The sequence below is a fragment of the Brevibacillus sp. SAFN-007a genome (assembly GCF_051967035.1).
Lineage (GTDB): Bacteria > Bacillota > Bacilli > Brevibacillales > Brevibacillaceae > Brevibacillus.
Genome location: NZ_JBQCKK010000028.1, coordinates 13,084 through 38,245, shown reverse-complemented (window position 1 = coordinate 38,245; position 25,162 = coordinate 13,084). Strand labels below are relative to the sequence as shown.

Below are 25,162 nucleotides of genomic sequence, written 5' to 3'. Positions count from 1 at the left end.
CATGATCAAAATGGAGGAGGAATATTGCATGAACATGAACGGTCAAACGGTGATTTTTCCATGGGATGAACCGATGGGTATCGAAGCGGCAGCATTGGTTGATGAAGGAACAATCCCAGTGGATCTTCCGGAAGAAAACAAAGAAGAAAATCACAAACAGGCTCAACAATTGGCGGCTGAGATTCTACATTTGGAAGCGATATTGAAAGCCAAGAAGGAAGAGCTGAAGCAGTATGTTGAGCAAAACGGAAAAGTCGTAGTGGGAGACACCCAATTTGATTTTGTCCCGTCTTTTTCGTGGGAAGGGAATTGGGAAGCTCTTGCCCGACATATCCGGGAAAAAGGGTTGAATCCGTTTGATTTCTTCAAGCTGGGATCAACGGAGGCAACGAAGCTCATGAAAAAGACGGGATGGGACGAAGAGCAGATGAAAGAACACGGTGTCTTTCGTGTCATGTCCGGTAAGCAATTCCGCTCCTCCAAGGTGAAATAGCGGTGGAATGGGATCAAGGGATTGCAGATCAGCTTACCAAGGCGATTGAGACCCGCTTTCGATGGGGCCACACATTTGACGCATACGTAGACCGTTACGGGTTTGAGGTAATTGGGTACCGCCACGTGTACAGATGGTCAAATGATGTGGACGACTACAATGTCATCGTTCGAGCTGGAGCATATTGCTTTGAAGTGATCGGTCTGGAACTACAGGACAACACCGCTCTGGACTGCACCATGTTCTTTGCAGGTAAGCCAATCACTCTTCCTTCCTACCGAGATGGTGGACCATTCATCTTCCGCTCAGGAGAAGATAAAGACTGGTACTGCCAGATTGGATATGAAGTATACGGGGAGCTTCTTGGAATCAGGTATGAACAACTGAGTTTCTTCTAAACAGAAATTCACGGGAAAAAGTTGCGGTGTAAACTGCAAAGGACGGCAAGCCAGTATCTCATGAGAGGTGCTGGCTTTTTCATTTTTCCAAACCGGAGGGATGGTTTTCATGGAAGAAGACAAACAACAGCGTGAAGGAATCGATATTTCCTCCTTCGCGAAAGAGATGGGGATCAATATCCCGGTATTCGTATCTCCTGTCCTATGGAGTACTTATATCGAACAGGAACAGGTCATTTCGGTTGGCCAAACCAAGAGTGGCAGAATCTGGGACATGTTGATGATGCTGATGGAACACATCATGAGTCGGGTGTTAGTTGATCCCGTGACGATCCAATATTCCGTTCATTTTGTAATCGACGGAATGCTAACGTCAGTTTCTCTCAAAGCCTCGATTCACAAAGAATCGGTTGGAAAAGCGGTCATCTACATCATGCTGCCTGATGAAGAAAATGAAGGAACATACAAATAGGATAGGAGTTCGAATATGAGTTGTTTTACTTGCGGTGATTGCTATCACTGGGAGGAAGGGATTTGCTCGGCCAACAGGCATGCGGATGTTCGGCCGGAAAAACGAGACGAATTTGCAGACGTGTGCGAATTTTTCTCTGAACGGGCTGAATTTATATCCAAGAAACCGTTATGTAGTAAGTGCAATGACACGCTCTACTTGAAAAACGAAACCGGGGGATGCGTGGAATGCATTTGCTCCCGTTGGTATGAATAAATGTACAAACTGTTCAAGGAGGATAGACCAATGAAGTGGGAAGTCAAAACCGTAGCTTGGGGCATGGGGATGACTAGGTACGAAAATACTATCGAAGTTTGGACTGATGATGAGGAAGAAGCAGAAATTGACGCCAAAAGGGAAACGAAACGTCGGCTAGGAAATGATGTCGCAGTCGATATTGTTTCCGTCAAGCCGGACCGGATCAGCTTGGCTATTCAACATAAACATAATTAAAGAAAACAATCATTTGCCTACCACCGGGGCGGAACACGTGTGGCTCAAACATGGGCCACACGGCCCGGTTTGAGTAGGGAGGTAACAGTGAAACAAATTGACATGTTTCAGTACGAATACTTCGCAACGGATTTTGTCCAAAAAGCCAAGGAAAGCGTATCGTTCTACGGGACGAAGGAAGCAAATCTGAACGATCTGTTGACGATCATTATCGGAAACGAAGCGGATGCTGTAATCATTCATAAGTTAGCTGGCATCGGGATTCAACAACTCGCTTCGATGTCTGCCCATGAAATCATGGAGCTTGTGCCCATCAGTGAAATGGCAGCACAGCGGATCGTCGCCTCCTTTGGATTGGCACACAAATATGTAACCAGCCCAAGAGAGAAAAGGATTTCCATTCGTCTCCCGCGTGATGTAGCGGAACTAATGATGCCTGAAATGAGGTACTTAACGCAGGAACATTTTATATGTCTGTTTCTGAATACAAAAAATCGTGTAATCGGTAAGCAGACAATCTTTATCGGAAGTTTGGATGCATCGGTTGTCCATCCCCGAGAGGTTTTTAAAGAGGCGATCAAGAGGAGCGCAGCAAATGTGATTTGTCTGCACAATCATCCGAGTGGTGATCCCACGCCCAGTCGAGAAGACATAAAAGTAACAAAAAACCTAATGGAAGCAGGAGAAGTTGTTGGCATCCCATTACTGGATCACGTCATTATTGGGGATGACGGATACATTAGTTTAAAGGAACAGAGGTACATATAGTACCTTGAGGTCACGATTTGTACAAATCAGTACCTTCCACAGGGGGAAAAACGTGTGGCTCGAACGATGGGGCCACATGGCCCCGGTTCGAGGAAGGAGAAAATATGAAGAAAATTGTGATCAAGGATTCAGAACGCTTAATTGCTGATCTTTCGAAAGCGTACCGGGCCGTTGCAAAACAGACGACGATTCCTATTCTAACCGGTTTTCATCTCCAATTCACGGGAGAATCTTTGACCATTACCGGCTCGGATACGGATAACACCATCCAGATTACGGAAGAAAACAATTGCTCATCATCTAAACCGTGCGCGATCGTCGTACCGGCTCGAATATTCCTGGACATTGTGCGTAAGCTGCCGGCAGGTGAGATCCAGCTGAAAATTGGAACAAATGAGATCTCCATCTCTGCAGGGAAATCGACTTTCGAGATTAAGACAATGGAAGCGGATGAGTACCCTTCTTTTCCATTTAACGATACAGGCGTTTGTGTTGAGATCCAAGCATCGGATTTGGCAAATGGGTTACGTTTGGGATACGCATGCGCGGTATCGACTACGCGTCCCACTCTGCAGGGAATCCATATTTTTGGTAAGGAAAAGGCAGTAACGTTTGTTGCAACGGATGCTCACAGGCTGGGAACGTGGACCGTTCAGTTGGAACAAGAGATCCCGCTACCCAAGATGATTTTACCTGCAAGAGCTGCTGAAGAGATGATCAAGCTGGTTGAGGATGCGACCGATAAGGTCACCATCCACTGCACAGAGAACTCGTTACGATTGTCTCACCAAAACGTGACATATGTGTCACGACTGATTTCGGGTACCTATCCGGATACATCCAGGGTAATACCCACAAATTTTTCGACCACATTTGTGGCAAATCGGGATGAGTTAGTCAAGGTGCTGGAACGGGTGAGCATTGTTTCCAAGGAAGGAAAAACCAATATGTGTCGATTGCGGGTGACCCAATCCGCAATGCCTTCTCTTCTCATTTCGGCCAGCCAGGAGGGAATGGGAAAAGTACAGGAGGAAGTGTTTATCTCGGATCTCGAAGGCGAAATGTTTGAGATGAAGTTCAGCACGAAATATCTCCTGGATGCGTTGCGCCATTTGAAGGCCAAGGAAGTCATGTTTCATGCATCTGGAGTCAATGCACCGCTAATCATACGGCCGAAAGGAGATGACCTAGGGTTTGCCCTGGTATTGCCTGTACGGTCGGTATAACTCACAGAGCAGAAGGGGATTTCATTCCCCTTCTGTGTTTTTGAAAGGATGTATGGAAATTGAGGAAGAGAAGATTCTCGACCCATGTGTTCTTACAGCAGCTTCAGGAGCGCAACTTGCAATCCAAAATACCTCGAAAGCAAACTCCTGGTATGTTTCGCATCATCGAATACCTGTACGCAGGCGTCGATGCGTCCAAAGTCGATTTTGACAGCTTCACACTGGACGAGTTGGATTACGTCTACAATGAAGCCCACGCTTTGTATTCGATGGAAGACATCTATGATGAAGAGATCGAGCGGGTCAATCGGTATAACGTGATCTATGAATATGTCAGGAGTACACAAAACATATTCACACTCCTTCATTCCAGGAAGAAGCAGTATGCAGGAGAAGACGACTTTATATAGTTTGGAAAGGAGAATCCCACATGTTTAGTGCTGAAGATTGCCATATCATCCAATGCTCTTTGGATAATTTGCTTGCCCTCAAACTCTTGCATGATGCGGGTTACAGGGTATCCGACATGGGGCACTGGGTAACGGATTACGCCTATGAGAACGTTGGAGGCGATATCTTTTTTATGGCAATGGAGCGGCTGTTTGGTGCCTGCGCGGAGGAACAAGATGAAGAAGGGGCATATGACATCAGGAAGTTCGTTATCCTTTGTCCAGACGTCGAAGCACTTCTTGGAATGTTTACAAAGGAATGGGTTGAACGACAGCTTACCTGGAACAAAAGGGTTATCTGCGACTGGACCGGGGCTGAGATGATGATTGAACTGACAAAAGTAGGTTTCCTTATAGAGATCCACGAAAGTCCGTTCTTTTTCAATCAGTTCGTCCAAGAGCTCATCCAGATCAGGAAGTCAATCGACAATTTGTTGGTGTATACCCAATATCTGAAAGGAAACAGAGGTGCGAGATATGCTTCATTTCACTGTGAAGTTTACTGATGACTTTGCCCAGCACACACCATATTGTACTATCTGCGTAACCTCATCAGAAGGTGTCCAGATTGACGAATATGTAATGAGTTTTGATGATTTTGTCGAGTCCATCCGGAATTCTGAATCGGAGCTTTTAAAGCCAATGAGAATTCTTGGGGTTCAGAAACGGAAAAGGCTGCGGAAAATCATCGGAAAGAAACTGATCAAAAACCCGGCGAGACGTATGGAGACCCCTACGTTACCTCCCAACTGCGTCAAACATATCTGGATTGATCGTGTGCAGAAGATTCAGATGGTGTTTATCGAGGTGCCGAAAGGAAAATGGGACATTGCCTATTATAACACCGCTTTTGAACAAGTAGGATTCCCGCGGATGTTGTTTGGATACCGAATTCAGGATGGTCGAATTCAACAGCTGCACATCCTGGCCGTAAAGGACAAGGGGAGGATTCGCGAGGACACCGAACTATACAAATTTCCTTACGCGAATGTATCGAATGGTGTGGTTTGTATGGGAGGAAATGTTCTGCCAGTGATCAAAGACTTGGCCCAACTTGCTTCCATGCACCAGGTCTTTTTTGCGGCTCCCAGTTCCACCTGCTATTACAGCACAAACCGGAACGAATCCGGGATCAGTGATTTGCGGGAGCTATACAATCGCATGCAGGGGCAGGATTTTCCAGAAGAATGGTTAGCATCCAAGCAGCAAACGTTTGGACAATACTGCCAAGGATTGTAGATCAAAGACTTTAGCGAAAGCTACAGTCTTTCTTTTTTTGAAAAGATTACACGAGGAGGAATGAAAACATGACTGACAAACTGTATCAAGAAACCTTGTTCAGCTTTTTGGGAGAAGGGGAACCGGAGGCCATCCAGGACACAGGAAAAGGCAAAAGGACAACGGCAACCGATAAAGTACGGGTAGCTTCCAAGGACAAAAAGAAAACGGCTGCATCTGTCACGAAAAGTGAACCGGAAACATGGGAGCTAAACACCGAGACGATCATCCGGTATGGCGGGGAGAACATTCCTCTGACCGATTATTTTACAACTGAAGAAATCACAAATGGTCTTCAAGACAGTTCTCCAAGTGATGAGCAAACAGGTGAAGACAACACCGAAATGAAGTTGAGGAAAATTACCGGCGAAGATGTACGGAAGCGGATGGAGAACGACTTTGGCGAATTAACTGAAGAGCTGACATTCATGACATTCAATAAGGAAAAGAACATGATCATTCCGGTTCTAACCGCAAGAAAAAAAGGAAGCGGGATGATTTTGGATCGCCGACATGGCGTGTACCTCCGATTGGAAGATGCTGTGGCAAACCGACGGTCCAACATGTATGTTCCCGGAGCTGACGGCCATATGTACCATATCCGTGAAACAGAAGCGCTAACGATCTGCAAAAAGGCACGGAAGGTTCCCAGTGTTCCAGCGTTGGTGGAAGGCGTGCGTCTCAAATTCCCCATGATTCCCTGGGGGATTCTGACGCAGTTTTTGATCATTGCCCGTCACTTCGCCCGGACATACAGCTCTGAGATTCACGGTGAGATATATTGGGATGGGCAAGGTTATCAATTTGTGATCCCGGCACAGATCGTAAGCAAGCACATGTGCGAACCGATTGAACAAATCTTTGATGAGAACCACGTCAAAGTAATGGAAATTCACTCGCACAACACGATGGACGCTTACTTTTCCGCCCAAGATGATCGCTCGGAGCAGGCACCGATCCTTTACGCGGTTGTGGGAAGGGTGTTGGATTTCTTCCCGCAAATTCTGGTGAGAACGTGTTTGGATGGGGAGTATCTGATGATTGATCCCCATACCGTCTTCGAGCTGCCGTTTGAGTCTGCGACGAACCTGGACTTTCCACAGGTTTCCGTGAAAGGAGCAGAAGACGATGATACGGTTTGACGAACGGGAGAAGATTTTTTACTACATCGTACAGATCGGCGCCGGCGCCAATGGAGGGTATATTCTGCAGCAATGCGCCCAAATGATGAACATATTTAAGATACAGGGGTTTTATCTGGTGGCCGATCCTGATACGGTAGAACAAAAGAATTTGGCCAATCAACTCTTTATCCCAAAGGACGTTGGACAGAAGAAAGCTGCGGTACTGGCTAACCGGTACCGCAGCCATTATCAAGTGCCGATCGCTGCGTTCGATGAACGGTACATTGAGGATGAAAGAACGTTAGAACGGCTGTTTCAATTCACGGATTACCGCGGCTGTTACAGGTGGGACACGTATTTTCTTCCGATTTTGATCGGTGCGGTGGATAACAATTACACGCGCCAGGTCATGCACAGTTACTTTCTAAGTCAAGAAAAGCTGCTCTACATCGATGTGGGAGTGGAAGCTGCCTGGGTTCCTCGTGACGGGCGGCCACGTGAAGAGTGGACGGAGGAGGAGCAGCAGCGCCACGCCAATACCGGATGGACAGGTCAAGTAGTAGCCGGACTCAGATTGAACGGAAAAACCGTTCTGGAGCCAGTGGCCGACCGCTTTCCGGACATATTGGAGGATGAGGACGAGTTCGCTCCGTCTGAAATGGCCTGCTCACAGATGATTACGTCTGAGCCGCAGAGGCTCATTACCAACCGTTTTGCGGCGCAAGCAGTGGCAGGTTATTTGAATGAACTGTTTGGAGAAGGAACATTATCCATACACGTAACATTCTTCCATGCAAAGAAGATGTACATGCGTGGGGAGATAGTTAATAGGTGAGAGTGTCCAGAAATGGGCACTCTTTCTTTTGGTATTAACAGTTCATATGGGGGTACCACCAGCAAAACGCGAATTTACAACGCTACGAAGTTCCTGACACCAAAACAGCCGGTTTTCACCACGCTAAGGGTGTAACCAGCTTTATTGCTGTTCCAAATTTCAATGGTCGTAATGATTCTAAAGTTCAGCAGTACGAGTGTAGCTGACACCACTCGAAAAGTATTTACGTACTCAATGTCGGTTAATCTTTTTTATAGTAGTTTGATAGAACAATTATCAGAGCCCAATTAAATTACAAATTCGAAACAAGCGTTCCTCCTACAGCGCCTGATAAAACAACTACCCAGGGTGGTATTTTCCAGAATGCCAGCATAATAAACAAAATTGCAGCCAGCGCAAAATCTACAGGTGCCAAAATCGCAGTGGTCCACAACGGATTATAAAGTGCGGCGAGCAAGATGCCTACAACCGCCGCATTAATACCGATCAAAGCGCCTTGTACTTTGGGATTTTTACGTAAGGAATTCCAGAAAGGAAGAGCTCCTATGATTAACAAGAATGCCGGCAGAAAAATAGCCGTTGTTGCGATAAAAGCCCCAGATATACCGTTCGCCATCGCACCCAAGTACCCAGCAAAGGTGAATAACGGCCCAGGCACCGCTTGTGTTGCGCCGTATCCGGCAAGGAAGCCCTCGCGGCTGACCAATCCGGCGGGAACGACTTCTCTTTCGAGCAAGGGGAGTACGACGTGGCCCCCTCCGAAAACAAGAGAACCTGCACGGTAAAAGCTGTCGAATAAGGGTAGCCAACCACTGGCAAAAAATTGTCGAAGCAGAGGCAGTGTGATTAATAACCCAAAAAAGAAAACCAGACAAATGACAGCAGTCCCACGGCTTATAGGGACTGGCAGATTGGGAACTTCCGGAATTGCCGTTTTCCGGTACATCCAAAGTCCGATTAAGCCTGCCGTAACAATCAATAGCACCTGACTGAACGCTGTCTGCCATAAAAGGGTGACTGATGCCGTAATAATCGCGATGGTCACTCGGTTCCTATCGGGAGTCAGTTTTTGTCCCATACCAAGAATTGCATGAGCGACAATTGCTACAGCTCCATAATTCCTACATATTTGGGTTTTATACTTACAGTACGAGAAACGATAGACGGGTTAGGAGTGTCACTGTGGATTGGATTACGAACGTAGAAGCGATTGCGGAATGGTTAAGGTCCTGGGGAGTGATCGCTGTTGCAGGTAGTATTCTACTCAATGTGGTTATTAGTATAACGGGAGTGCTGCCTTCTATTTTTTTATCGGGAGCAAATGCGATAGTATTTGGTCTGATGGGAGGTTTTATCGTTTCTTTGGCGGGAGAAGTGACGGGGGCAGTACTTGCATTCCTACTCTATCGTTGGGGAGTTGGTAAGTCAAGAAAACTGAAGAAATGGTCGGAGAGCAAATGGGTGCTAAGCGTCAACCACTCTTCCAGACTAAAGCAGTTGGCAGGAATCGTTTTACTGCGAGTTAACCCTCTTTTGCCGTCCGGGTTTGTCAATTTCGGTGCTTCCCTGACAAGGATATCACTTTTCGATTTTTTGTTGGCTACACTGATCGGTAAAATTCCTTCCATGGTTTTTGAGACTTTTGTTGCCCATGATATTGTATTTATCTCGGAAAATAAATCCCGTCTAGCTGCATCGCTGATATTAGGAAGCCTAGTATTCCTAATTTTCTGGTCAAGTCGTAAAAGGGGGAAGCATTTATAACAAAAGTGATGCGATTCTGTACATTATCACATGTTAGCGGTAATTGCCATAACTATTCAAAAATCCGTTTATCTGACCAGATACTCAAAACAAGGTTTACAGCTCCTCATTTTTTGCTTTCGTCACTGGATAACCAAACCTTTTGCTGGGAAACGCGCGATAAGCCTGTTATTCTGGACTTCTGGGCGTCCTGAAGTGATCCCTACCGCCGACCATACTATCGACATAAATTATTGGGGCAACATATTGGGGATAGTTTGAACAATATTTGAAGAGTTGGTTTGGTAACTTTTGATTCGTCTTTTACATCAGCTCAGCGCACAAAAACGATTGACTTTCCATGACATTTTTCTAGATAGATTGGTAGTTGCAGCTTTAACCCTTATGTTCAACTCGCATAAAGAGAAGGGAAGGATATAGCATGAGAGTCGTTTTGTTTTATCTTGGCGATTATCCAGTCCGTTCCTACGGACTCGTGGTCGTTCTAGCCATCCTCTTAGCTGTCGGGATCGCGCGATATCTAGCCAGAGATACCGTATATCGTGATCATATATCTTCGTTTGCAGTTACAGCGGTCATTTTTGCTATAATCGGGGCAAGATTGTGGGAGGTACTGTTTTTTCAATGGGCGTATTATTCGACTCGCCCGCTGGAGATTTTCGCGATTTGGAACGGTGGATTATCCATACAGGGAGCGATTATCGGTGGTATAGCTTCCGCGATATATTATACGTGGCGACATAAGTTGTCCTTTTGGGACTTTGTTGATACGTTGGCACCTGCAGTCGTCTTTGGACAAGGAATTGGGCGGATTGCTTGTTTTTTAAATGGCGATGCATATGGATCACCAACCGGGAGTAATTTTGGTATCGTATATCCGGAAGGGACGATTGCCTTTGAACGCTACGGGTCACAACCGTTGTGGCCGGCTGAAATTTGGGAAGGACAATGGGATTTTATTATTTTCGGTATTTTGCTAGCAATGAAAAATAAACGTTTGCCAAAGGGAATGCTGTTTGCCTCATATCAAATCTTGTATGGAGTGGGGAGATTTGCTCTAGAGTTTTTACGCGGGGATACACCCAGATACTTGTTCAATTGGACTGCTGCGCAGTGGACCAGTTTCATCGTTGCTCTAGTTATGCTGATTATCATGGCTATCCTGATGTACCGTGAACGTCTGGTAAAACCGTCCAAAATTTCTCGTTAGGTCTAAAACAAGACATATTTGAGGTGATATGCTTTGTCTTCCATTCTCATTGTTGATGACGAGCCGCAGATCCTGGAGATCTTGTCGTCCTATTTAACCAAGGAAGGCTACCACGTCATTACGGCCGAAAACGGCAGGGATGCCCTGGAGCTTGCCGTCACGTTACCCCTGAATCTGATGATCCTTGATCTGATGCTGCCGGATATGAGCGGAGAGGAAGTTTGCCGGGAAATCCGCAAGACGTCCCGGGTACCGATCCTGATGCTGACGGCAAAAAGCAGCGAGGCCGACAAGATCACTGGATTGGAGATCGGCGCCGATGATTATCTGGTAAAGCCTTTCAGTCCCCGTGAGTTGGTGGCAAGAGTACGCGCCATCTTACGCAGAATGGGGGATTACCATTCCTTACATGATATCATCGAAATAGGGGATATCACGGTATCTCTGAGGGAGAAGCGTGTCACTCTGAAAGGAAAGCCGGTCGAAATGACACCAAATGAATACCGTTTGCTGACTACGCTTCTTCGCTATCCGGGCCGAACCTGGACGCGTGAGGAATTGGTGGAAGAAGTACTTGGATTGGATTTTGCGGGAAGCGACCGGACCATCGATACCCATATCAAAAACCTCCGTCAGAAAATGGAGGAGGATCCCCGGCAGCCTGCCTATATCAAAACGGTGTACGGGCTCGGGTACCGACTCGACTTCCCGCCCGGAACGGGGGCTAATCCATGAAAAGTATCTGGATGAAACTGGCGCTGGCCTTTATGGCTGTCAGCGCCAGCGGCATTTTGATGTCAACCATTCTTTCTATACAAGAAATGGATCATCATTTTTCCTATTACATAAGCGATGTCCATCAAAAACACAATCAGGATCTCCTCGCCATCCTGGAGGAAGAGTATCAAACCGGACAAGGGTGGAGCGAACGTACCTTGATCAAAGTGGAAGCGGTTTCCCAGGTGCTCGGGTTGAAAATCTCGCTGTACGACCAGGAGAAACGCCTCATCCGAACGTTTGGTAATACGGTTGCTTCTCATTCTGTGTTTCACAATGACATGATCCCGGTTCTCGTGCGTGGAGTACCGGCAGGGTATCTGGAAATCCAGTATGACAGCTCAGACGCGCTTTCCCTGGAAGAGCACTTTCGGGTTGCCCATACCAACGCCTTGCAGTGGACCATGCTTGCCTTGCTGGTCCTAGTTTGCATTGTGAGCATTTGCATGGCGAAATGGATATCCAAGCCAATCCTCAACATGAGTGAGGCTGCTGTTGCTGTTACCAAAGGAGACATGTCTGTACGAGTTCCGCTCCCCAAAGGTAAGGACGAAATGTACGACCTAGTCCAAACGTTTAACAATCTGGTTCAAAACTTGCAGAGCCAAGAAGAATTGCGAAAACGGCTAACCTCCGATATTGCCCATGAACTGCGGACTCCGCTGAACACGCTGCTGGCCCAGACCGAAGGCATGCTGGACGGGATCTGGGATGCCACACCGGAACATCTGGAGGCTACTCGTTCCGAAGTGCTTCGTCTGATCCGCATCGTGAGTGACCTGGACCAGGTGATGCAGGTGGAAGCCGGCCAGATGAACATTTCCCTTGATCTGATAGATGTGAACGAGGTGGTGGAAAACATCGCGGAGTCTATGACGGCATCGTTCCAGCAAAAAGGAATCCGATTGACAACCCGCCTGGACAGCGAGGCGTGGATCCAGGGGGACAAGCAAAGACTGGGGCAAGTGTTGTCCAACCTGCTGACAAATTCTTTGAAACATACGCTGTCGGGCGGCGAGGTGATCCTTTCCGTTGCAAAAAAGGAAACAATCGTGGAAGTGAAAGTAACTGACAATGGATCCGGCATTTCGGATAAGGACTTGCCTTTCGTCTTCGAACGGTTCTATCGCGGGGACAAGTCGCGCAACCGGGAGAAAGGAGGCACGGGACTCGGGCTGACGATTGTGAAAGGGATCGTAGAGGCGCACCTCGGGAACATCTCCATCGAGAGTAAGGTGGACAGAGGAACAACCGTTACCATCCGGTTCCCTGTGGCGAAGAATAGATCCTGAGAGGGAGAAATGAAAAAGAGGGCAGAACGAAGTGTTTTGCCCCCTTTTGTATTTTTTCACGGTTATTCCGGCTTGTTGTTTGCCGACGGGTCGATGGTAAAGTCAGGTTTAAAACCATCGTACAGCACTTGGGTCACCATTCCTTTGGAGGCGTGGCCGAGGTCATGGCAGTGGAACATCCAGTTCCCCGCATTGTCGGCTTGAAAGGCGACGACGTATTCCTCACCGGGCAGGATGTTCAGCGTATCCTTGACAAGGGGTGACCCGGAAACCGGCTGGCCGTTCTTGCTCAATACCTGGAAAAAGTGTCCGTGCAGATGCATCGGGTGAACGTCTTCCGGTGAATTGTTTACCAATTTGACTTTCACCAGGTCGCCTTCCTTTACGTTGATAGGAGGTGTGTCCGGGAATGTCTTGCCGTTAATCGTAAAGGTTCCGTTGTTCCTATCCGTCCCTAAATCCATCGTGTATTCAACGTCATATTGATCATCCAGGGAAAAGTTGCTTTTTGCCGCTTCCCCGTATTTGGTCATATCGACTACCGGCATGTCGCCTGAATCCGTTTTTGGGGATGCTTGCTCGGATCCTTCGTAAACAATGGGGATCGCCAGGGATTTGGCTCCCGGGTTCATGCTGTGTTCATCCAGCAGCCATTTACCGGGATTGTTGGCGACAAACTCGATATCGTACCGTTCTCCAGGCGCGATGTTCAGCAGTTGTCCGCTAATTGCGGGCGGGTTGTTGATCGGCTGTCCGTCCGTGGAGACAATCTTGAATTCATGGCCGGGCAGATGCAATTTGTGGGAGAGGTAGCCTGCGTTAATCAGGCGGATTCTCACTTTTTCTCCTTCTTTTACGCCAAGCGGCTCGATCGCAGAACCGGTCTTGCCATTTGCGGCAAAGATGTTGTACATAAGTGGCATCATTTCAGCGTCGCTCATGCCGCTCATGTCCATGCCGGTGCTGTTGGTGTCGCTTCCGTTGCCCATATTCATAGTGCCATGGTCCATGCCGCCCATGTCCATATCGGGGTTGCTGGAGTTGCCGCCACTCTGTTTGGTTTCTGGACCGCCGCCCCCGTGCATGGCGGCCATGCTGTCATCTTCCATCCATTCATCCAGGACTATTGTGTAATCTTTGTCAACCGGCTGGGACTCTTTCGGTTCGACAACAATGGACCCGTACAATCCTTTGTCAACCTGATTGTTGCTGTCCTGATGGGAGTGGTACCAGTATGTGCCGGGAACATCCACTTTAAACTCATAGGTGAAACTCTCATTCGGTTTTACCGCATTTTGTGTCACACCGGGAATTCCGTCCATATTGTTCGGGACAGGCAGGCCGTGCCAGTGAATCGTTACGGGTTCCGGCAGTTCGTTGTTCAACACGACCTTGATCGTTTCTCCTTGTTTCACGCGCAGCTGCGGACCCGGCACTGTACCGTTATAGGTCCAAGCCGTTTTCATGGTGTCGTCATCCAGCATGAGCATGCTTTCCTTTGCTGTCAGCGTAAAGGTATTGCCGGTCAGCACTTGAAATTTGGGATCGGCTGAAGCAGACATTTGTTTCGGCTGCTCATTGGCTTTTGCATTCATGGAACCCATGCTGGACATGTCATGGCCTTCCATATTGTTTGATGTATTATTGGAACAGGCAGAAAGCACGAGAGCCCCCGTTAGAAGAATGGGGAGCGCAATCCACTTCTTCTTGTGTTTTCGGTTCACCATACTTTAACCCTCCTTTTTATTTTCTGAGATGAGCATAACATACGATTGTGAAGAAAAAATGGAGAAGAACGATCTGGGAGTGCATCCAAGGGAAATCCTTTCTTTTTTCTTGCCTTCCACATAATTTCTTCACAAGTACCGTTTAAAATATAAAGGATTATACCGAATCGAGCAGTTAGAAAGGAGCAGCATCCATGGGTATTACATTGGTTGGAACAGCAATTATCACTCTGTTCCTCTTTTTTGGGTTAATAGCAACAAAAAGGCAATTGGAACAATTGAAGAATGTGAAGAGACAGGAAGATAGGGAGAGGCGTAAGCGGTTGTCCAAAAAGCTTGGCTACATAAAATGGGGGCTGGGGATTTCTTTTGTGGTTTTTGCTATTACAGGAGCCATGGTATTATTCGGTAGTAACAATCATAGCAATACCAATCTGGAACATACACATGGAATGGGATTTTCGTCAGATGGTAAACGTCTCCTGATTGCGGCTCATGATGGATTACGGGCTTATGAACAAGGGCGTTGGGTCATTCCGGAAGGCGCAAAACATGATTATATGGGATTTTCTCCGGTAAACGACGGTTTTTACAGCAGCGGACATCCGGACCCGGGTTCGAGTTTGAATAATCCATTCGGAATCGTGAAAAGCACTGATGAAGGAAAAGCACTGAAGTCCCTTGCTTTGGACGGTGAAACAGACTTCCACAACATGGCGGTTGGATTTGCGTCTCATGCCATCTACGTTTTGAACCCACAGCCAAATTCCAAAATGGACTCGGAGGGTCTATACTATTCCACAGACGAAGGAAGCACCTGGACAAAAAGCGAGATGAGCGGGGTTCAGGAGGAGCCGATTGTAATGGCGGCCCATCCGTCGGAACCCTCCATTGTCGCCGTTGGGACACCTGCTGCAGTATACCTTTCCAAGGATTTTGGAAACCAATTTGAAAAAATTGTCTCGGACGGACAAATTACATCGTTGTATTTTAATCAGCAAGGCGAATTATTTGTTGGTGGTTACCAAAACAAAGCATTTCTTCAAAAGGTGGACCTGGCAAACAATCAATCGGAAAAACTGACAATTCCCGTTCCAACGGATGATGCCGTCGCTTACTTGGCCCAAAATCCAGTTCATGAAAATCAATTGGCTTTAGCTACCTTCAAGAACAGTGTGTTTGTTTCCGACGACAAGGGCTCCAATTGGATTATGGTCGCGGATAAGGGGAAAACCATTTCCGCCGAAGAATGATTAGCGAATAGACGTTACAAATGGAAACGAAAAAGGAAAGGCTTGAGCCTTTCCCATCCAGTCTTTATTACGAAGCCATCATGCGGCATTGTTCCGCACACTCTCGACAGATTTTCGCACATTCCTGGCAATGTTCATCCTTAAACATTTCACAGTGGGTCGCGCAATCTGTGCAGATTGTGGCGCAGATACTGCAAATTTGTTTGGCGTATTGACTGTTGCGTGCCATGTACTGTGTGGAGATGACGCAGATGTCTATACAATCGCGAAGCGTTTGGATACACTGGGTCCGTTTATGTGCATCCGGTTCCTGCACGCAAGCGGTCAGGCACTGTTCGCAAGCGGTCAGGCATTTCATGCACGCTTCGATACACTGCTGGTACGTATTCGATACAACTACAGGCATTATTTCACCTCCTATCATGTTAAATCAAAGATAGTATGGCTGTGAGGATTGTGAAGTATTCGGAACCGGTTTAAGCAATGGCAGGAGTTGGTGGGAAGCATGGATTGGTATTACTCGTTCATCAATCAAATAGGGGTATGGTTTTCAGGACCAATTACTGATTTGTACTATGGAATGGGAGAACAAGTTCCATTGATGGGAGCGCTGCTACTCGGGATTATCGGCGCGTTTGCGCCTTGTCAGTTAACCGGCAATGTGGCCGCTTTCACGGTGTTTGGACGGAATGCGGTTACTAAGGGAACGTTTGGGAGCTATCTGTTTCTGTTTATTTTGGGGAAAGCGCTGGTTTATTCTGCTTTGGGCAGTATCGTGTTTTTGTTTGGCGAACAGCTCTCGACACAGGCGATCCCCTTGTTTCAGTGGGCGAGAAAATTAATCGCTCCCCTTCTTGTCCTGGTAGGGTTGATGTTGGTCGGATGGATCCGGCTGCCGTTTTTGCATACGCAAACCTTTACCGGGAAAATGGAACAGTTTGCAAGACGTTTTCAGGGGAGGGTTCAATCGTTTTTGCTCGGGTTTACCTTTTCCCTGGGTTTTTGCCCTACCATGTTTTGGCTCTTTTTTGGCCTTGCTATGCCGTTAATGCTATCCAGTTCAACAGGTCCTTTGATCCCTGCCGTTTTCGCACTGGGAACAGCTTTGCCGCTTATGGTTGTATTGCTTGTTTTGTCTATTGCAAGTGACAGGACCTTTATTTTGAAAAAGGCAAGGAAGCTGGGGCATTCTTTTCAAAAAATTGCGGGGGTCATGTTCATTCTGTTGGGTATTTCCGACTTTTTAACCTTTTGGTGATCCATTGAACAAGCCTTAAAAACTTGACCAGATGGTAACGGCCCAAACTGTTGCCATCTTTTTTATTGCCTGGTCAGGATTCCCTTGTTCTGGAATGCTAACCCGCACATATTTTTGCCTCCTGACACCCAAAACTAGGGTATCAACAACTCGGAGGAATTCGTATGCGAAAAAAGATTTTGCCCATCGTAACGCTTTTTCTTATAGGAATGTGGGGATGCTCGCCGAATTCGACGCAGCCCTCAGAACGACCCAATATTGCCGCAGAAAACCAGATGCCAGAAATGCCCATGCAGCAGCCCAATCGTCAAGGTCCCGATAATACAGAAATTCTCACTACCTTGAAATTAAGACAGCTTCCTGCCCTTGCCGAAACAGATGCGATCCAACCGACAGGGAACGTAAAAGAGTACCGGCTGGAGGCAAAACCGGCACGCTGGGAACTGGTTTCCGGTGTTCAAACAGATGCCTACACGTATAATGGGACGGTTCCGGGGCCAACCATCCGTGCGAAAGAAGGAGACACCATCCGTGTTATTCTGAAAAACAGTTTGCCTGAAGAAACCTCCATTCATTGGCATGGTCTGCACGTTCCCAACAATATGGACGGTGTTCCTTCTTTCACCCAGCATGCCATTAAACCGGGCGAAACGTTTACCTATGAGTTTCTCGCGAATCACGCGGGAACCTATATGTACCACTCCCATTTCAACAGCGTCCCGCAGATTGACAAAGGATTGTATGGACTGTTAGTCATCGAGCCTCAAAACAATGAGGCGTTGAAACACGACCGGGAATACACCATGTTGTTTGGGGGATGGAACATACCTACCAAAACAGGAGGACATCAGGGGCAGACTGGAAATGACCCGATGGCCGGAATGTCAAAAGGAAAACCAAACGGACTCAAACAAAAGGGAAACATCAGAAGCATGATGGACCATGCGGCTCAAAACAAAGACCGACAGAAAGATCCTCATGCGGGAATGGACATGCCACCTTCGGACTCCTCAGAAGACGATGCAGGCAGCAGTGCCATGGGCATGGATTACAATTACTGGACGATCAACGGAAAGTCTTTTCCCGACACCGATCCCATTGAAGTAAAGCAGGGGGAACTGGTACACATCCGTCTTGCGAATATCAGCAACGGGATTCATCCGATGCATTTGCACGGGCACGATTTTCGGATCATCGCAAAAGATGGTCATCCGCTGGCCACCCCCTCCATTGTAAACACCGTTACGGTAAATCCGGGAGAAACCTACGACATCGACTTCATTGCTGACAATCCGGGAGAATGGGTTTTCCACTGTCATGAATTGCACCACACCACGAACGCCGATGTGGAGCCAGGCGGATTGATGGCTCTCGTGAAATATATTAAGTAACGGAAAGTGAGGGCATCTTATGGAAACCAGTCTCGAAAACAAACCGGAACAAATAGGGAATTCCGTATACCCCGAACAGGTTCCTGAACTTACATCAACCAAACTCCGAGATTTGCCGGTACTGTGCCACACGGATCAGATTCGGCTAACGGGAGAAGTCCGGGAGTATCATCTGCAGGCCATCCCCGTACAGTGGGAATTGGTGAAGGGAGTTCAAGTCGAGGTCTGGAGTTTTAACGGACACATTCCAGGTCCGACGATTCGCGTGAAAGAAGGCGATCTCGTCCGCATTACCCTGGAAAACCGGCTTCCTGCTGTAACCTCCATCCATTGGCACGGTTTGCATGTTCCTAATCAGGTGGATGGAGTAGGAATGCTCACCGAGCCAGGAGTGGCACCTGGAGAAACCAAGACCTATGAATTTGTTGCCAACCACGCCGGAACATTTCTTTACCACTCTCATGTTGACGAAATCCAGCAAGTGGATTTGGGGTTGTATGGCGCTTTTATTATTGACCCTCAAGCCCCCTCCACTCTGGAACATGACAGGGACTGTACGCTGGTGATGAGCGGGTGGGTGGTGTCGGAAAACGCCTCTTCAGGCAGAACCGATCACCATATCGGACATAGTGCAACGGTTCTGGAGGTTCAGAGCAGGGACATCAACATAATTACAATTATTGGACTATGAATGGGAAAGCCTATCCCGAAACCGAACCACTGATGGTAAAAAAAGGGGACAAAGTGCGTTTGCGTTTGATCAACATCAGCGAGGATATGCACCCGATGCATTTGCAAGGACATGATTTTCGCGTGATCGCATTGGATGGGCATCCTGTCGAGTACCCACAAATTTTAAACACCATCAATGTTACTCCAGGTCAAACCGCAGATATTGACTTTATCGCCGACAATCCAGGGCGCTGGCTGTTTCACTGCCATATTCTGCATCACGCTTCCAACAACATGAAGGAACCCGGTTGATTAACCGCGATTGTCCAATATGAGGGAATGCCTGTGCCTGGTCAGCAGATACATCATTGAAATCCAGCAAAACTACACTAACCCCAAGGTCTACAGGGAATCCATGTCCCTGAAAAGCCGCATCATATTCCATGAGGGGGTGAGCCAATGAAAGATTGTTGTACTACACAAGGAGAGAATTCGAAAAAAGATGAGAAAATGGGAGTCCACGATGCCTCCTGTTGTACGCCTCAGGCAGAAGAACAGAAGCAAGAAACAATGGATAAGAAAAAACATGATTGCGGTTGTTAACCCCTTGTGGCACGGATAACGTATCCGTGCCGTTTTCAAAACCTGTCACGTCGGAAGCCATGCCGAACATCTTGAATTTCGAAATGCAGGTAAACACAAGCAGGCTTTACTCTTTAGCGTTTTGGTCATGCATCTGGGATATTACATTGTCCTGCCTATTCGGACAATATACAGCTTGTACTTAGCATTGGGTCTGACGAGATTGGGCTGATCTCGGCTGTCAATTCTTTTCCTACCAATCAGACAGTGTAGCGGGTGGTTTCCCTGCGCACGGTGGCCATTTTATAAGATCCGGGCAGTATGATCTAGACGATCAATAGTATTGTGGTGATTTTCCTGCAGGCTCCCATTTCTTTTTGGAAATAGCGAACTTTGTTTCAAACTTGGATTAAGGAACAGGAAAATTACCTGGGAGACAATTGTTAAGCATCGATATCACTTCTCCCGTATCCTGGACGATATATGCCGTTTTCACGGTTCGCATTAGTCTCAAGCTCGTTGCTTTATTTACGATTTTGGAATCATCTGCGATTGGTTCTAGGAGGCAACGAAGCATTCCACTCTAGACAAGAAAGACGGAACAAAAATATGGTTTCGGTGGTTAGTTGGACGATTTCGGCGTAAGGAACGTGCGAAGTGAAAACTTCTAACCGAAAAGATTTGCCCTACAATGCCTGCAAAGCCAATTCTCCATAATTTCAACATATTTTGGTTGTATACTTGGTGTCTAAAGCAGAACTTAAATTGATCACAGTTGTTTGAAAGGGAAGCCGACTTGTTGACTTATTTCACGGGAGTTCAAAGGAGTCTACATAAACATGAGATTGGATCAATTGCTGAAAGTCCTCTCTTTTCCATTTCGGTAAGGCTTGGATGTCGATATTGCAAAAATTGCTTTTCACTCCAAGCAAATAGAAAAAGGGGATCTGTTCGTGGCGATACCCGGAGTACACATAGGAGGCCATCATTTTATCGAAGATGCTATATCGGCTGGGGCCCGCGCCGTGATCGGTGAACGGGCAATGGAATTCTTGGCCGTCCCCTATTTTCAGGTTCCCGATGCAAGGCTTGCGCTTTCCCTCTTGGCAGCAGAACTCTACGGGCATCCAGACCGTAATCACACCGTGATTGGCATTACGGGAACCAACGGAAAAACGACTACGGCACATCTGATTCGGCATATACTCGAATATTCTGCACAGTCCTGTTCCTTGTTCGGTACGGTTGAACGATACATAAATGGTGAGTCTTATCCGTCTCGCGTGACAACAGCTGATCCGGTTCAGCTGATGGATTGGCTCCGTGAAAGCAATGACGAAAACGTGGTAATGGAAGTCTCATCCCACGGTCTTGATCAGAAGCGCGTCGACGGGATGATATTTGATTTTGCATTGTTTACCAACTTAAGCCATGAACATCATGAACATCTGGATTACCATCGGACTTTCGATTATTATTTCCATGCGAAAGCACGGTTGTTTTCCCTGTTGAAACCTGGGGGAGAAGCAGGGAAACCAGCCTGGAACCAGCTTTTCAAGTTCGCGAAAACGAGGAAGTTCATACGTTGAAACTGCCGATCCCTGGCTTTCACAACATATGGAATACGATGGCGGCAGGGACGAGTCAAAGTGGGAAGTTATGCTGGAGGTTTCCCGGCAATATTGTGATGAAACGGTCTTGACACTGGATGATGTAAACGGAGAGCCATATGAAAAAATACTGGGGTGGTATCATCGGTTGAAACAAGCGAACATTTCGGTGATTGCCGATCGGACACTTACTATCAAGCATGCCTGGGAACAGGCCAATCGGGGGGATTGTATTGTAGTTACGGGAAAGGGGCCAGAAATGTATCAGATTCCGTTTGAACTTCCTACATGCTCGGATCTGGACACCATTCACTATTTGAAAAATGTCCAAGAGGGAAGTATCGGATGACCTACACAGAAAACCTGAGGTCACAGAGCGATTCAAAAGTTTTTTCTTGGGGGTTATTCACGTGAAATTACTTATTCAACTATTGGGTCAAAGATGGGTGTTATGGATTTTGTTCTTCATCAATTTGTTTGGAACTTTGTATGGATACCTGTGGTACGGGTGGCAACTGAGAGAAACCCCTGCTCATTTTCTTGTGTTTGTTCCCGACAGCCCCACCGCGAGCTTGTTTTTTGTATTTGTATTGATTGCTTTTTTGCTGCGGAAAAATTGGCCGATAATGGAAACACTGGCTCTTGTGACCCTGTTTAAATACGGAATTTGGGCCGTAGTCATGAATATCCTGGTTCTTCTCGTTACAGGAGATCTCTCATGGACCGGTTATATGCTGATAGTTTCTCACGCGGCGATGGCAGTTCAGGGGATTTTATACGCCCCCTATTACCATTTCAAGCTCTGGCATTTGATCGCGGCGGCTGTATGGACTCTTCATAATGATGCAATCGATTATTTGTTTAACATGATGCCCCGATACTCTGTGCTAGATCAATACGCCATGGCAATTGGGTACTTTACCTTCTGGTTAAGTATCGCTTCTGTTGGGATTGCTTATTGGCTATGTTTGCGAAAAAAGAAAATTTTCACTGTTTGATAGCATTCCTGATGTTTTATACAAACGGAGGGAGGAAGATTATGTATGAAAAAATTCTTGGCGTTACTGGCTATTATCGTCATGGCTCTTATTGCAGTCTACAATAACAGCCAGACCAGTATCGGTTCACCTGACCAGATCCCCAAGGTTGGATTTACTGCGCCGTATTTTTCCCTTTTATCAATGGATAATGGTACGTTCCAAATAAACGGCAATCGAGATAAACCGGTTGTTGTGAATTTTTGGGCATCATGGTGTGGCCCCTGCCGCCAGGAGGCGCCGGATTTGAAAGCGGTCTATGAGAAATATCGCGATCGTTTGGATTTTTACGCGGTTAATATGACAGCCAATGATGATTTGGAAGCAGCGAAGGCGTTTGTCAAGGAATTTGATCTTCCCTTCCCGATTCTTCTGGATCGAAGGGGCGAGATTTCCGACATGTACCAAGTGAGTTCCATCCCCACGACGTATTTTATTGATAAGCACGGCATCATTAGGCAAAAAATTATCGGAGTAACGGATCGCGGGTCGTTTGAACAATACGTAAGAGAGTTGGTCCGATAACATGTTGTTACAATTTGTGTATCAGTTGATGAATGTAGCTTGGGTAGCCATGAGTTTTTCGAGCATCGTCGCTTATTTGGTCATCTCAAGATTGCTAAAAGGGGAATCTGCCAGAGAGAAGATCACGGATGCTTTGTTTATAAGCGGACTAATCGTTTTAGCAATATGGAAACTGTCTCCGCTACTCTTGCAGCCATCGCTGCTTCTTGATAACCAGGTTAATTTATTTACCTTTTTGCTTTCTACTGGAACAGAACCAGGATTGTACATCGGGGTGTTTGCTGCAATATGCTTTATGTGGCATCATATCAAAAAGCTGGGACTTCCGTTCCATAAGCTGTCTGAAGTTTTGCCTTTTGGCGTATTGACAGGATTTGTCGTTTATCATCTGCTGACTCAAAGCGTTGGTAAGGTGACCGCAATGCCTTGGGGGATAGCCGTTGACCAATCTTCTTTTCGTTATCATCCCATCTTCGTGTATCAACTCCTGTTTGGAGTGGTTGCCTGTATATACATGTTATGGTTAAAAAAGACCGGAAAGACAATAAATTTCGCTTCTTTTCTATTATGGTTCAGCTCGTTTCAAATAATCTTGACGTTTCTAAGGTATACAGCACCGTTTATCCTCGGGCTTTCTTTACAGCAGATCTTTTTCTTTGGAATTGCCGCTGCAGCTATTATTGCTTCAAACAACGGCAGTGAAAGAACAATCGATGAGGAGGTATGATGATGAGAAAAAAATGGGGAGCTGTTGTTTTCGTAATATTTGTCGTATTTGCTGTGGGTGTAGGGATTACCCAATCCTTTTTCTCTGCAAATTCTACAATTGATCAAGCACAGCCGACACTGCAATTACTGGATACAGCGAAATTAACAAATATGATAAAGAACAACGAAGACATGGTTATTGTAGATTTGCGCGAGCCTGAACTTTTTGCCACCGGCAGGGTGCCAACTGCAATCAATATTCCGTTTGCTGAAATAAACAAGAGATACACCGGTTTGCCCAAGGAAAAGAAGATTGTGTTTATCTGTCATACCGGTCGAATGGGCACAGAGAGTGGACAGTTGTTGTTGGATAATGGCTACAAAGAAGTGTTCAATTTGGAAGGCGGCATGGCCAAATGGACTGGAAAATTGGAGAAATAAGAGGTAGGGAAAATCCGTGCCGTTGCTATTTTCGTTTGCAATTACATATCGCGCGAATCGCTGCCTGAGGAACTGCGTTTGTTGCCGTTCAAAGCATGTTTACCGTAGTTATGCAATTAGTGATACATTGCTGGATTTGCAGTTTTGTCGCCATTTTTTACCTCCTCATTTCATCCATTGTGATTTTGTCGTAACGGGCATGTCATATTCCGGTTAAAACGGTATTGTTGGTCCAGTTTCTGGAACCACATCAAGATGTCTGCACATAGGATGGGGTGAGGTGATTCGATTGTTTAGCGGAAATACGGTAAACACCACACGCGTTTGGGGAGACCATAATCTCGATGTGATGATTAACTCCCTGCAGATGGCATTTCCAGGGTTTCCCCGGACGATGGTGTCCTGGAAACCAAATGCGCTTGTTCTCGCTCCGATCACTGCTTTTCCTTTCGCATTTACCGCGTCCTCGTTGGTTCACTATCCCAACAACGCACCTGTTATGCTCGTGCCAGAGAGACTAACGGAAGAGGTGAGTCAAGAAATTCTTCGGCTTGATCCGGAGGGAAAAGATGTCCCCGCGCAAGTATTGTTGATCGGTCCCGTCAGTGAAAACGTAGAGCGACAGGTGAGAGAGCTTGGACTGTCTACGTTACGGATCGGCAGCCAAAACCCGTACGAAACCGCGGTTGCGGTATCTGACTTCCGATTCGCCTATCCTCCCATGTCGGAGCTGGGGAGACGCAATCTGTTTCTGTTGTCGGGAGAAAGCTTTATAGAGGGCATGGTTACTCCAAACTTCGCCATGCATGTGGGAATGCCCGTTTTGTTGACAAAAAGAATGGAGCTGCCGCCGGTTGTCATGCGTTTCTTGATGGGACATCAGAGAATGAACGTCTATCTTGTCGGTTCGGAGACTACCATTTCACGAGAAGTGGAGGCGGCAGTACGTCAAACCATAAAAGGAGATGTGGTGAGAATCACAGGAAACTCGCCGCACGAAATCTCGGTAAACTTTTCCCGATTTTTTGATCCACGAACAGGGGTAGGATGGAACCGGAATCAGCCGGGGAGAGGAGACGCATTTTCGTTTGTGCCGGCTGATGACTGGAGGCTTGCCATTTTTTCAGGCGTTTTCTCTCACCTGGGAAAGCACGCCCCGTTGCTGGTAACAGAGCTCGACCAACTTCCCAGTGCGGTACTTCGCTACCTCCAGTACCTGAATCCACCAAGGAGAATCACCACACAACCACCTTATATGCATGCGTACGTGTTTGGCAATTTTGATTCGATTTTTTATCAAGAACAGGTGAATATAGAAGAAGCGATCAATATAAAGGGGCATTAAACTCAACCAAAAGACAGGGGCCTTGACCATCCTGT

General features: G+C 46.8%; 28 protein-coding genes and 2 pseudogenes. 27 read left to right on the top strand and 3 right to left on the bottom strand.

Annotation, left to right across the window (positions count from 1 at the left end; all coding sequences use genetic code 11):
* The first annotated feature begins 73 nt into the window (after positions 1 to 73).
* The 11 genes and pseudogenes from ACTHO6_RS19790 (at position 74) to ACTHO6_RS19740 (ending at position 7,535) form a co-directional block, all read left to right on the top strand.
* On the top strand, positions 74 to 493 hold the full coding sequence (locus ACTHO6_RS19790) for a hypothetical protein (RefSeq protein ID WP_440243359.1): 420 nt from the start codon (positions 74 to 76) through the stop codon (positions 491 to 493).
* 2 nt (positions 494 to 495) lie between these two features.
* Positions 496 to 891 (top strand): hypothetical protein, encoded by a 396-nt coding sequence (locus ACTHO6_RS19785; protein ID WP_440243358.1) that lies wholly within the window; start codon positions 496 to 498, stop codon positions 889 to 891.
* 109 nt (positions 892 to 1,000) lie between these two features.
* Entirely contained in the window at positions 1,001 to 1,363 is a 363-nt protein-coding gene (locus tag ACTHO6_RS19780) for a DUF6573 family protein (RefSeq protein ID WP_440243356.1), read from the top strand.
* A 285-nt stretch (positions 1,364 to 1,648) separates the two neighbouring features.
* Positions 1,649 to 1,855: a hypothetical protein gene (locus ACTHO6_RS19775; RefSeq protein ID WP_440243355.1), complete on the top strand. Its 207-nt coding sequence runs from the start codon at positions 1,649 to 1,651 to the stop codon at positions 1,853 to 1,855.
* A gap of 192 nt (positions 1,856 to 2,047) precedes the next feature.
* A pseudogene (gene radC, locus ACTHO6_RS19770) lies at positions 2,048 to 2,623 on the top strand (RadC family protein); the annotation flags it as partial.
* 104 nt (positions 2,624 to 2,727) lie between these two features.
* A complete protein-coding gene (gene dnaN, locus ACTHO6_RS19765) occupies positions 2,728 to 3,849 on the top strand; it encodes a DNA polymerase III subunit beta (RefSeq protein WP_440243354.1) in 1,122 nt (373 codons plus the stop codon).
* A gap of 152 nt (positions 3,850 to 4,001) precedes the next feature.
* Positions 4,002 to 4,259, top strand: a complete 258-nt coding sequence (locus tag ACTHO6_RS19760) for a hypothetical protein (RefSeq protein ID WP_327953514.1) — start codon at positions 4,002 to 4,004, stop codon at positions 4,257 to 4,259.
* Positions 4,260 to 4,279: 20 nt separating this feature from the next.
* Positions 4,280 to 4,804: a hypothetical protein gene (locus tag ACTHO6_RS19755; RefSeq protein WP_440243353.1), complete on the top strand. Its 525-nt coding sequence runs from the start codon at positions 4,280 to 4,282 to the stop codon at positions 4,802 to 4,804.
* A complete protein-coding gene (locus tag ACTHO6_RS19750) occupies positions 4,776 to 5,537 on the top strand; it encodes a hypothetical protein (protein WP_440243352.1) in 762 nt (253 codons plus the stop codon). The genes ACTHO6_RS19755 and ACTHO6_RS19750 overlap by 29 nt, the downstream gene beginning before the upstream one ends.
* Before the next feature lie 68 nt (positions 5,538 to 5,605).
* The gene (locus ACTHO6_RS19745; RefSeq protein WP_440243351.1) at positions 5,606 to 6,718 is read left to right on the top strand and encodes a hypothetical protein; all 1,113 of its coding nucleotides are present in this window, start codon (positions 5,606 to 5,608) and stop codon (positions 6,716 to 6,718) included.
* Positions 6,705 to 7,535: a ThiF family adenylyltransferase gene (locus ACTHO6_RS19740; protein ID WP_327921733.1), complete on the top strand. Its 831-nt coding sequence runs from the start codon at positions 6,705 to 6,707 to the stop codon at positions 7,533 to 7,535. The genes ACTHO6_RS19745 and ACTHO6_RS19740 overlap by 14 nt, the downstream gene beginning before the upstream one ends.
* 292 nt (positions 7,536 to 7,827) lie before the next feature.
* Here the strand turns inward: ACTHO6_RS19740 and chrA are convergent.
* Positions 7,828 to 8,646, bottom strand: a pseudogene (chrA, locus tag ACTHO6_RS19735) (chromate efflux transporter); the annotation flags it as partial.
* Positions 8,647 to 8,717: 71 nt separating this feature from the next.
* Here chrA and ACTHO6_RS19730 point away from each other — a divergent pair.
* The 4 genes from ACTHO6_RS19730 (at position 8,718) to ACTHO6_RS19715 (ending at position 12,578) form a co-directional block, all read left to right on the top strand.
* Entirely contained in the window at positions 8,718 to 9,299 is a 582-nt protein-coding gene (locus ACTHO6_RS19730) for a TVP38/TMEM64 family protein (RefSeq protein WP_327921735.1), read from the top strand.
* Between the two features lie 421 nt (positions 9,300 to 9,720).
* Positions 9,721 to 10,509, top strand: coding sequence for a prolipoprotein diacylglyceryl transferase (gene lgt, locus ACTHO6_RS19725; RefSeq protein ID WP_327921737.1), 789 nt, complete (start codon positions 9,721 to 9,723; stop codon positions 10,507 to 10,509).
* 33 nt (positions 10,510 to 10,542) lie between these two features.
* Positions 10,543 to 11,244 (top strand): response regulator transcription factor, encoded by a 702-nt coding sequence (locus ACTHO6_RS19720; protein ID WP_327921741.1) that lies wholly within the window; start codon positions 10,543 to 10,545, stop codon positions 11,242 to 11,244.
* The gene (locus tag ACTHO6_RS19715; protein ID WP_327921743.1) at positions 11,241 to 12,578 is read left to right on the top strand and encodes a HAMP domain-containing sensor histidine kinase; all 1,338 of its coding nucleotides are present in this window, start codon (positions 11,241 to 11,243) and stop codon (positions 12,576 to 12,578) included. The genes ACTHO6_RS19720 and ACTHO6_RS19715 overlap by 4 nt, the downstream gene beginning before the upstream one ends.
* Before the next feature lie 62 nt (positions 12,579 to 12,640).
* Here the strand turns inward: ACTHO6_RS19715 and ACTHO6_RS19710 are convergent, their stop codons facing one another.
* Positions 12,641 to 14,305: a multicopper oxidase family protein gene (locus ACTHO6_RS19710; protein ID WP_327921745.1), complete on the bottom strand. Its 1,665-nt coding sequence runs from the start codon at positions 14,303 to 14,305 to the stop codon at positions 12,641 to 12,643.
* Positions 14,306 to 14,499: 194 nt separating this feature from the next.
* On the opposite strand from ACTHO6_RS19710, the gene ACTHO6_RS19705 reads away from it, so the two are divergent.
* A complete protein-coding gene (locus ACTHO6_RS19705) occupies positions 14,500 to 15,558 on the top strand; it encodes a F510_1955 family glycosylhydrolase (protein ID WP_327921747.1) in 1,059 nt (352 codons plus the stop codon).
* A gap of 67 nt (positions 15,559 to 15,625) precedes the next feature.
* Here the strand turns inward: ACTHO6_RS19705 and ACTHO6_RS19700 are convergent, their stop codons facing one another.
* Positions 15,626 to 15,706: a four-helix bundle copper-binding protein gene (locus tag ACTHO6_RS19700; RefSeq protein WP_327922376.1), complete on the bottom strand. Its 81-nt coding sequence runs from the start codon at positions 15,704 to 15,706 to the stop codon at positions 15,626 to 15,628.
* Between the two features lie 357 nt (positions 15,707 to 16,063).
* Between ACTHO6_RS19700 and ACTHO6_RS19695 the strand changes: the two genes are divergently transcribed.
* The 11 genes from ACTHO6_RS19695 (at position 16,064) to ACTHO6_RS19645 (ending at position 25,127) form a co-directional block, all read left to right on the top strand.
* Positions 16,064 to 16,816 (top strand): sulfite exporter TauE/SafE family protein, encoded by a 753-nt coding sequence (locus ACTHO6_RS19695; protein WP_327921751.1) that lies wholly within the window; start codon positions 16,064 to 16,066, stop codon positions 16,814 to 16,816.
* Positions 16,817 to 16,980: 164 nt separating this feature from the next.
* On the top strand, positions 16,981 to 18,207 hold the full coding sequence (locus tag ACTHO6_RS19690; RefSeq protein ID WP_440243350.1) for a multicopper oxidase family protein: 1,227 nt from the start codon (positions 16,981 to 16,983) through the stop codon (positions 18,205 to 18,207).
* Positions 18,208 to 18,226: 19 nt separating this feature from the next.
* Entirely contained in the window at positions 18,227 to 18,898 is a 672-nt protein-coding gene (locus tag ACTHO6_RS19685) for a multicopper oxidase domain-containing protein (protein WP_327921754.1), read from the top strand.
* Complete coding sequence (locus ACTHO6_RS19680; RefSeq protein WP_440243349.1) at positions 18,895 to 19,191, top strand: multicopper oxidase domain-containing protein; 297 nt, start codon at positions 18,895 to 18,897, stop codon at positions 19,189 to 19,191. The genes ACTHO6_RS19685 and ACTHO6_RS19680 overlap by 4 nt, the downstream gene beginning before the upstream one ends.
* A 1,160-nt stretch (positions 19,192 to 20,351) precedes the next feature.
* Positions 20,352 to 21,050: a Mur ligase family protein gene (locus ACTHO6_RS19675; protein WP_327921756.1), complete on the top strand. Its 699-nt coding sequence runs from the start codon at positions 20,352 to 20,354 to the stop codon at positions 21,048 to 21,050.
* A 28-nt stretch (positions 21,051 to 21,078) separates the two neighbouring features.
* Positions 21,079 to 21,420 carry a glutamate ligase domain-containing protein gene (locus tag ACTHO6_RS19670; RefSeq protein ID WP_429798141.1) on the top strand — a complete coding sequence of 114 codons (342 nt, stop codon included), beginning with the start codon at positions 21,079 to 21,081 and terminating at the stop codon, positions 21,418 to 21,420.
* 61 nt (positions 21,421 to 21,481) lie between these two features.
* Positions 21,482 to 22,069, top strand: a complete 588-nt coding sequence (locus tag ACTHO6_RS19665) for a DUF1405 domain-containing protein (protein ID WP_327921759.1) — start codon at positions 21,482 to 21,484, stop codon at positions 22,067 to 22,069.
* A gap of 45 nt (positions 22,070 to 22,114) precedes the next feature.
* Positions 22,115 to 22,633: a TlpA family protein disulfide reductase gene (locus ACTHO6_RS19660; RefSeq protein WP_327921761.1), complete on the top strand. Its 519-nt coding sequence runs from the start codon at positions 22,115 to 22,117 to the stop codon at positions 22,631 to 22,633.
* A gap of 1 nt (position 22,634) precedes the next feature.
* Entirely contained in the window at positions 22,635 to 23,360 is a 726-nt protein-coding gene (locus ACTHO6_RS19655) for a prolipoprotein diacylglyceryl transferase family protein (RefSeq protein WP_327921763.1), read from the top strand.
* A 2-nt stretch (positions 23,361 to 23,362) separates the two neighbouring features.
* A complete protein-coding gene (locus ACTHO6_RS19650) occupies positions 23,363 to 23,782 on the top strand; it encodes a rhodanese-like domain-containing protein (RefSeq protein WP_327921765.1) in 420 nt (139 codons plus the stop codon).
* A 280-nt stretch (positions 23,783 to 24,062) separates the two neighbouring features.
* Positions 24,063 to 25,127: a cell wall-binding repeat-containing protein gene (locus ACTHO6_RS19645; protein WP_327921767.1), complete on the top strand. Its 1,065-nt coding sequence runs from the start codon at positions 24,063 to 24,065 to the stop codon at positions 25,125 to 25,127.
* Positions 25,128 to 25,162 lie beyond the last annotated feature (35 nt).

Excerpts from the sequence above, each read along its gene's own strand:
- ACTHO6_RS19685 (WP_327921754.1), top strand. The coding sequence starts at position 18,227 with ATGGAAACCAGTCTCGAAAACAAACCGGAACAAATAGGGAATTCCGTA.
- lgt (WP_327921737.1), top strand. The coding sequence starts at position 9,721 with ATGAGAGTCGTTTTGTTTTATCTTGGCGATTATCCAGTCCGTTCCTAC.
- ACTHO6_RS19710 (WP_327921745.1), bottom strand. The coding sequence starts at position 14,305 with ATGGTGAACCGAAAACACAAGAAGAAGTGGATTGCGCTCCCCATTCTT.
- ACTHO6_RS19715 (WP_327921743.1), top strand. The coding sequence starts at position 11,241 with ATGAAAAGTATCTGGATGAAACTGGCGCTGGCCTTTATGGCTGTCAGC.
- ACTHO6_RS19695 (WP_327921751.1), top strand. The coding sequence starts at position 16,064 with ATGGATTGGTATTACTCGTTCATCAATCAAATAGGGGTATGGTTTTCA.
- ACTHO6_RS19775 (WP_440243355.1), top strand. The coding sequence starts at position 1,649 with ATGAAGTGGGAAGTCAAAACCGTAGCTTGGGGCATGGGGATGACTAGG.
- ACTHO6_RS19790 (WP_440243359.1), top strand. The coding sequence starts at position 74 with ATGGGTATCGAAGCGGCAGCATTGGTTGATGAAGGAACAATCCCAGTG.
- ACTHO6_RS19755 (WP_440243353.1), top strand. The coding sequence starts at position 4,280 with ATGTTTAGTGCTGAAGATTGCCATATCATCCAATGCTCTTTGGATAAT.
- ACTHO6_RS19650 (WP_327921765.1), top strand. The coding sequence starts at position 23,363 with ATGAGAAAAAAATGGGGAGCTGTTGTTTTCGTAATATTTGTCGTATTT.
- ACTHO6_RS19670 (WP_429798141.1), top strand. The coding sequence starts at position 21,079 with ATGGAATACGATGGCGGCAGGGACGAGTCAAAGTGGGAAGTTATGCTG.
- ACTHO6_RS19660 (WP_327921761.1), top strand. The coding sequence starts at position 22,115 with ATGAAAAAATTCTTGGCGTTACTGGCTATTATCGTCATGGCTCTTATT.
- dnaN (WP_440243354.1), top strand. The coding sequence starts at position 2,728 with ATGAAGAAAATTGTGATCAAGGATTCAGAACGCTTAATTGCTGATCTT.
- ACTHO6_RS19745 (WP_440243351.1), top strand. The coding sequence starts at position 5,606 with ATGACTGACAAACTGTATCAAGAAACCTTGTTCAGCTTTTTGGGAGAA.
- ACTHO6_RS19780 (WP_440243356.1), top strand. The coding sequence starts at position 1,001 with ATGGAAGAAGACAAACAACAGCGTGAAGGAATCGATATTTCCTCCTTC.
- ACTHO6_RS19655 (WP_327921763.1), top strand. The coding sequence starts at position 22,635 with ATGTTGTTACAATTTGTGTATCAGTTGATGAATGTAGCTTGGGTAGCC.
- ACTHO6_RS19700 (WP_327922376.1), bottom strand. The coding sequence starts at position 15,706 with ATGTTTAAGGATGAACATTGCCAGGAATGTGCGAAAATCTGTCGAGAG.
- ACTHO6_RS19690 (WP_440243350.1), top strand. The coding sequence starts at position 16,981 with ATGCGAAAAAAGATTTTGCCCATCGTAACGCTTTTTCTTATAGGAATG.
- ACTHO6_RS19760 (WP_327953514.1), top strand. The coding sequence starts at position 4,002 with ATGTTTCGCATCATCGAATACCTGTACGCAGGCGTCGATGCGTCCAAA.
- ACTHO6_RS19680 (WP_440243349.1), top strand. The coding sequence starts at position 18,895 with ATGAATGGGAAAGCCTATCCCGAAACCGAACCACTGATGGTAAAAAAA.
- ACTHO6_RS19750 (WP_440243352.1), top strand. The coding sequence starts at position 4,776 with ATGCTTCATTTCACTGTGAAGTTTACTGATGACTTTGCCCAGCACACA.
- ACTHO6_RS19705 (WP_327921747.1), top strand. The coding sequence starts at position 14,500 with ATGGGTATTACATTGGTTGGAACAGCAATTATCACTCTGTTCCTCTTT.
- ACTHO6_RS19740 (WP_327921733.1), top strand. The coding sequence starts at position 6,705 with ATGATACGGTTTGACGAACGGGAGAAGATTTTTTACTACATCGTACAG.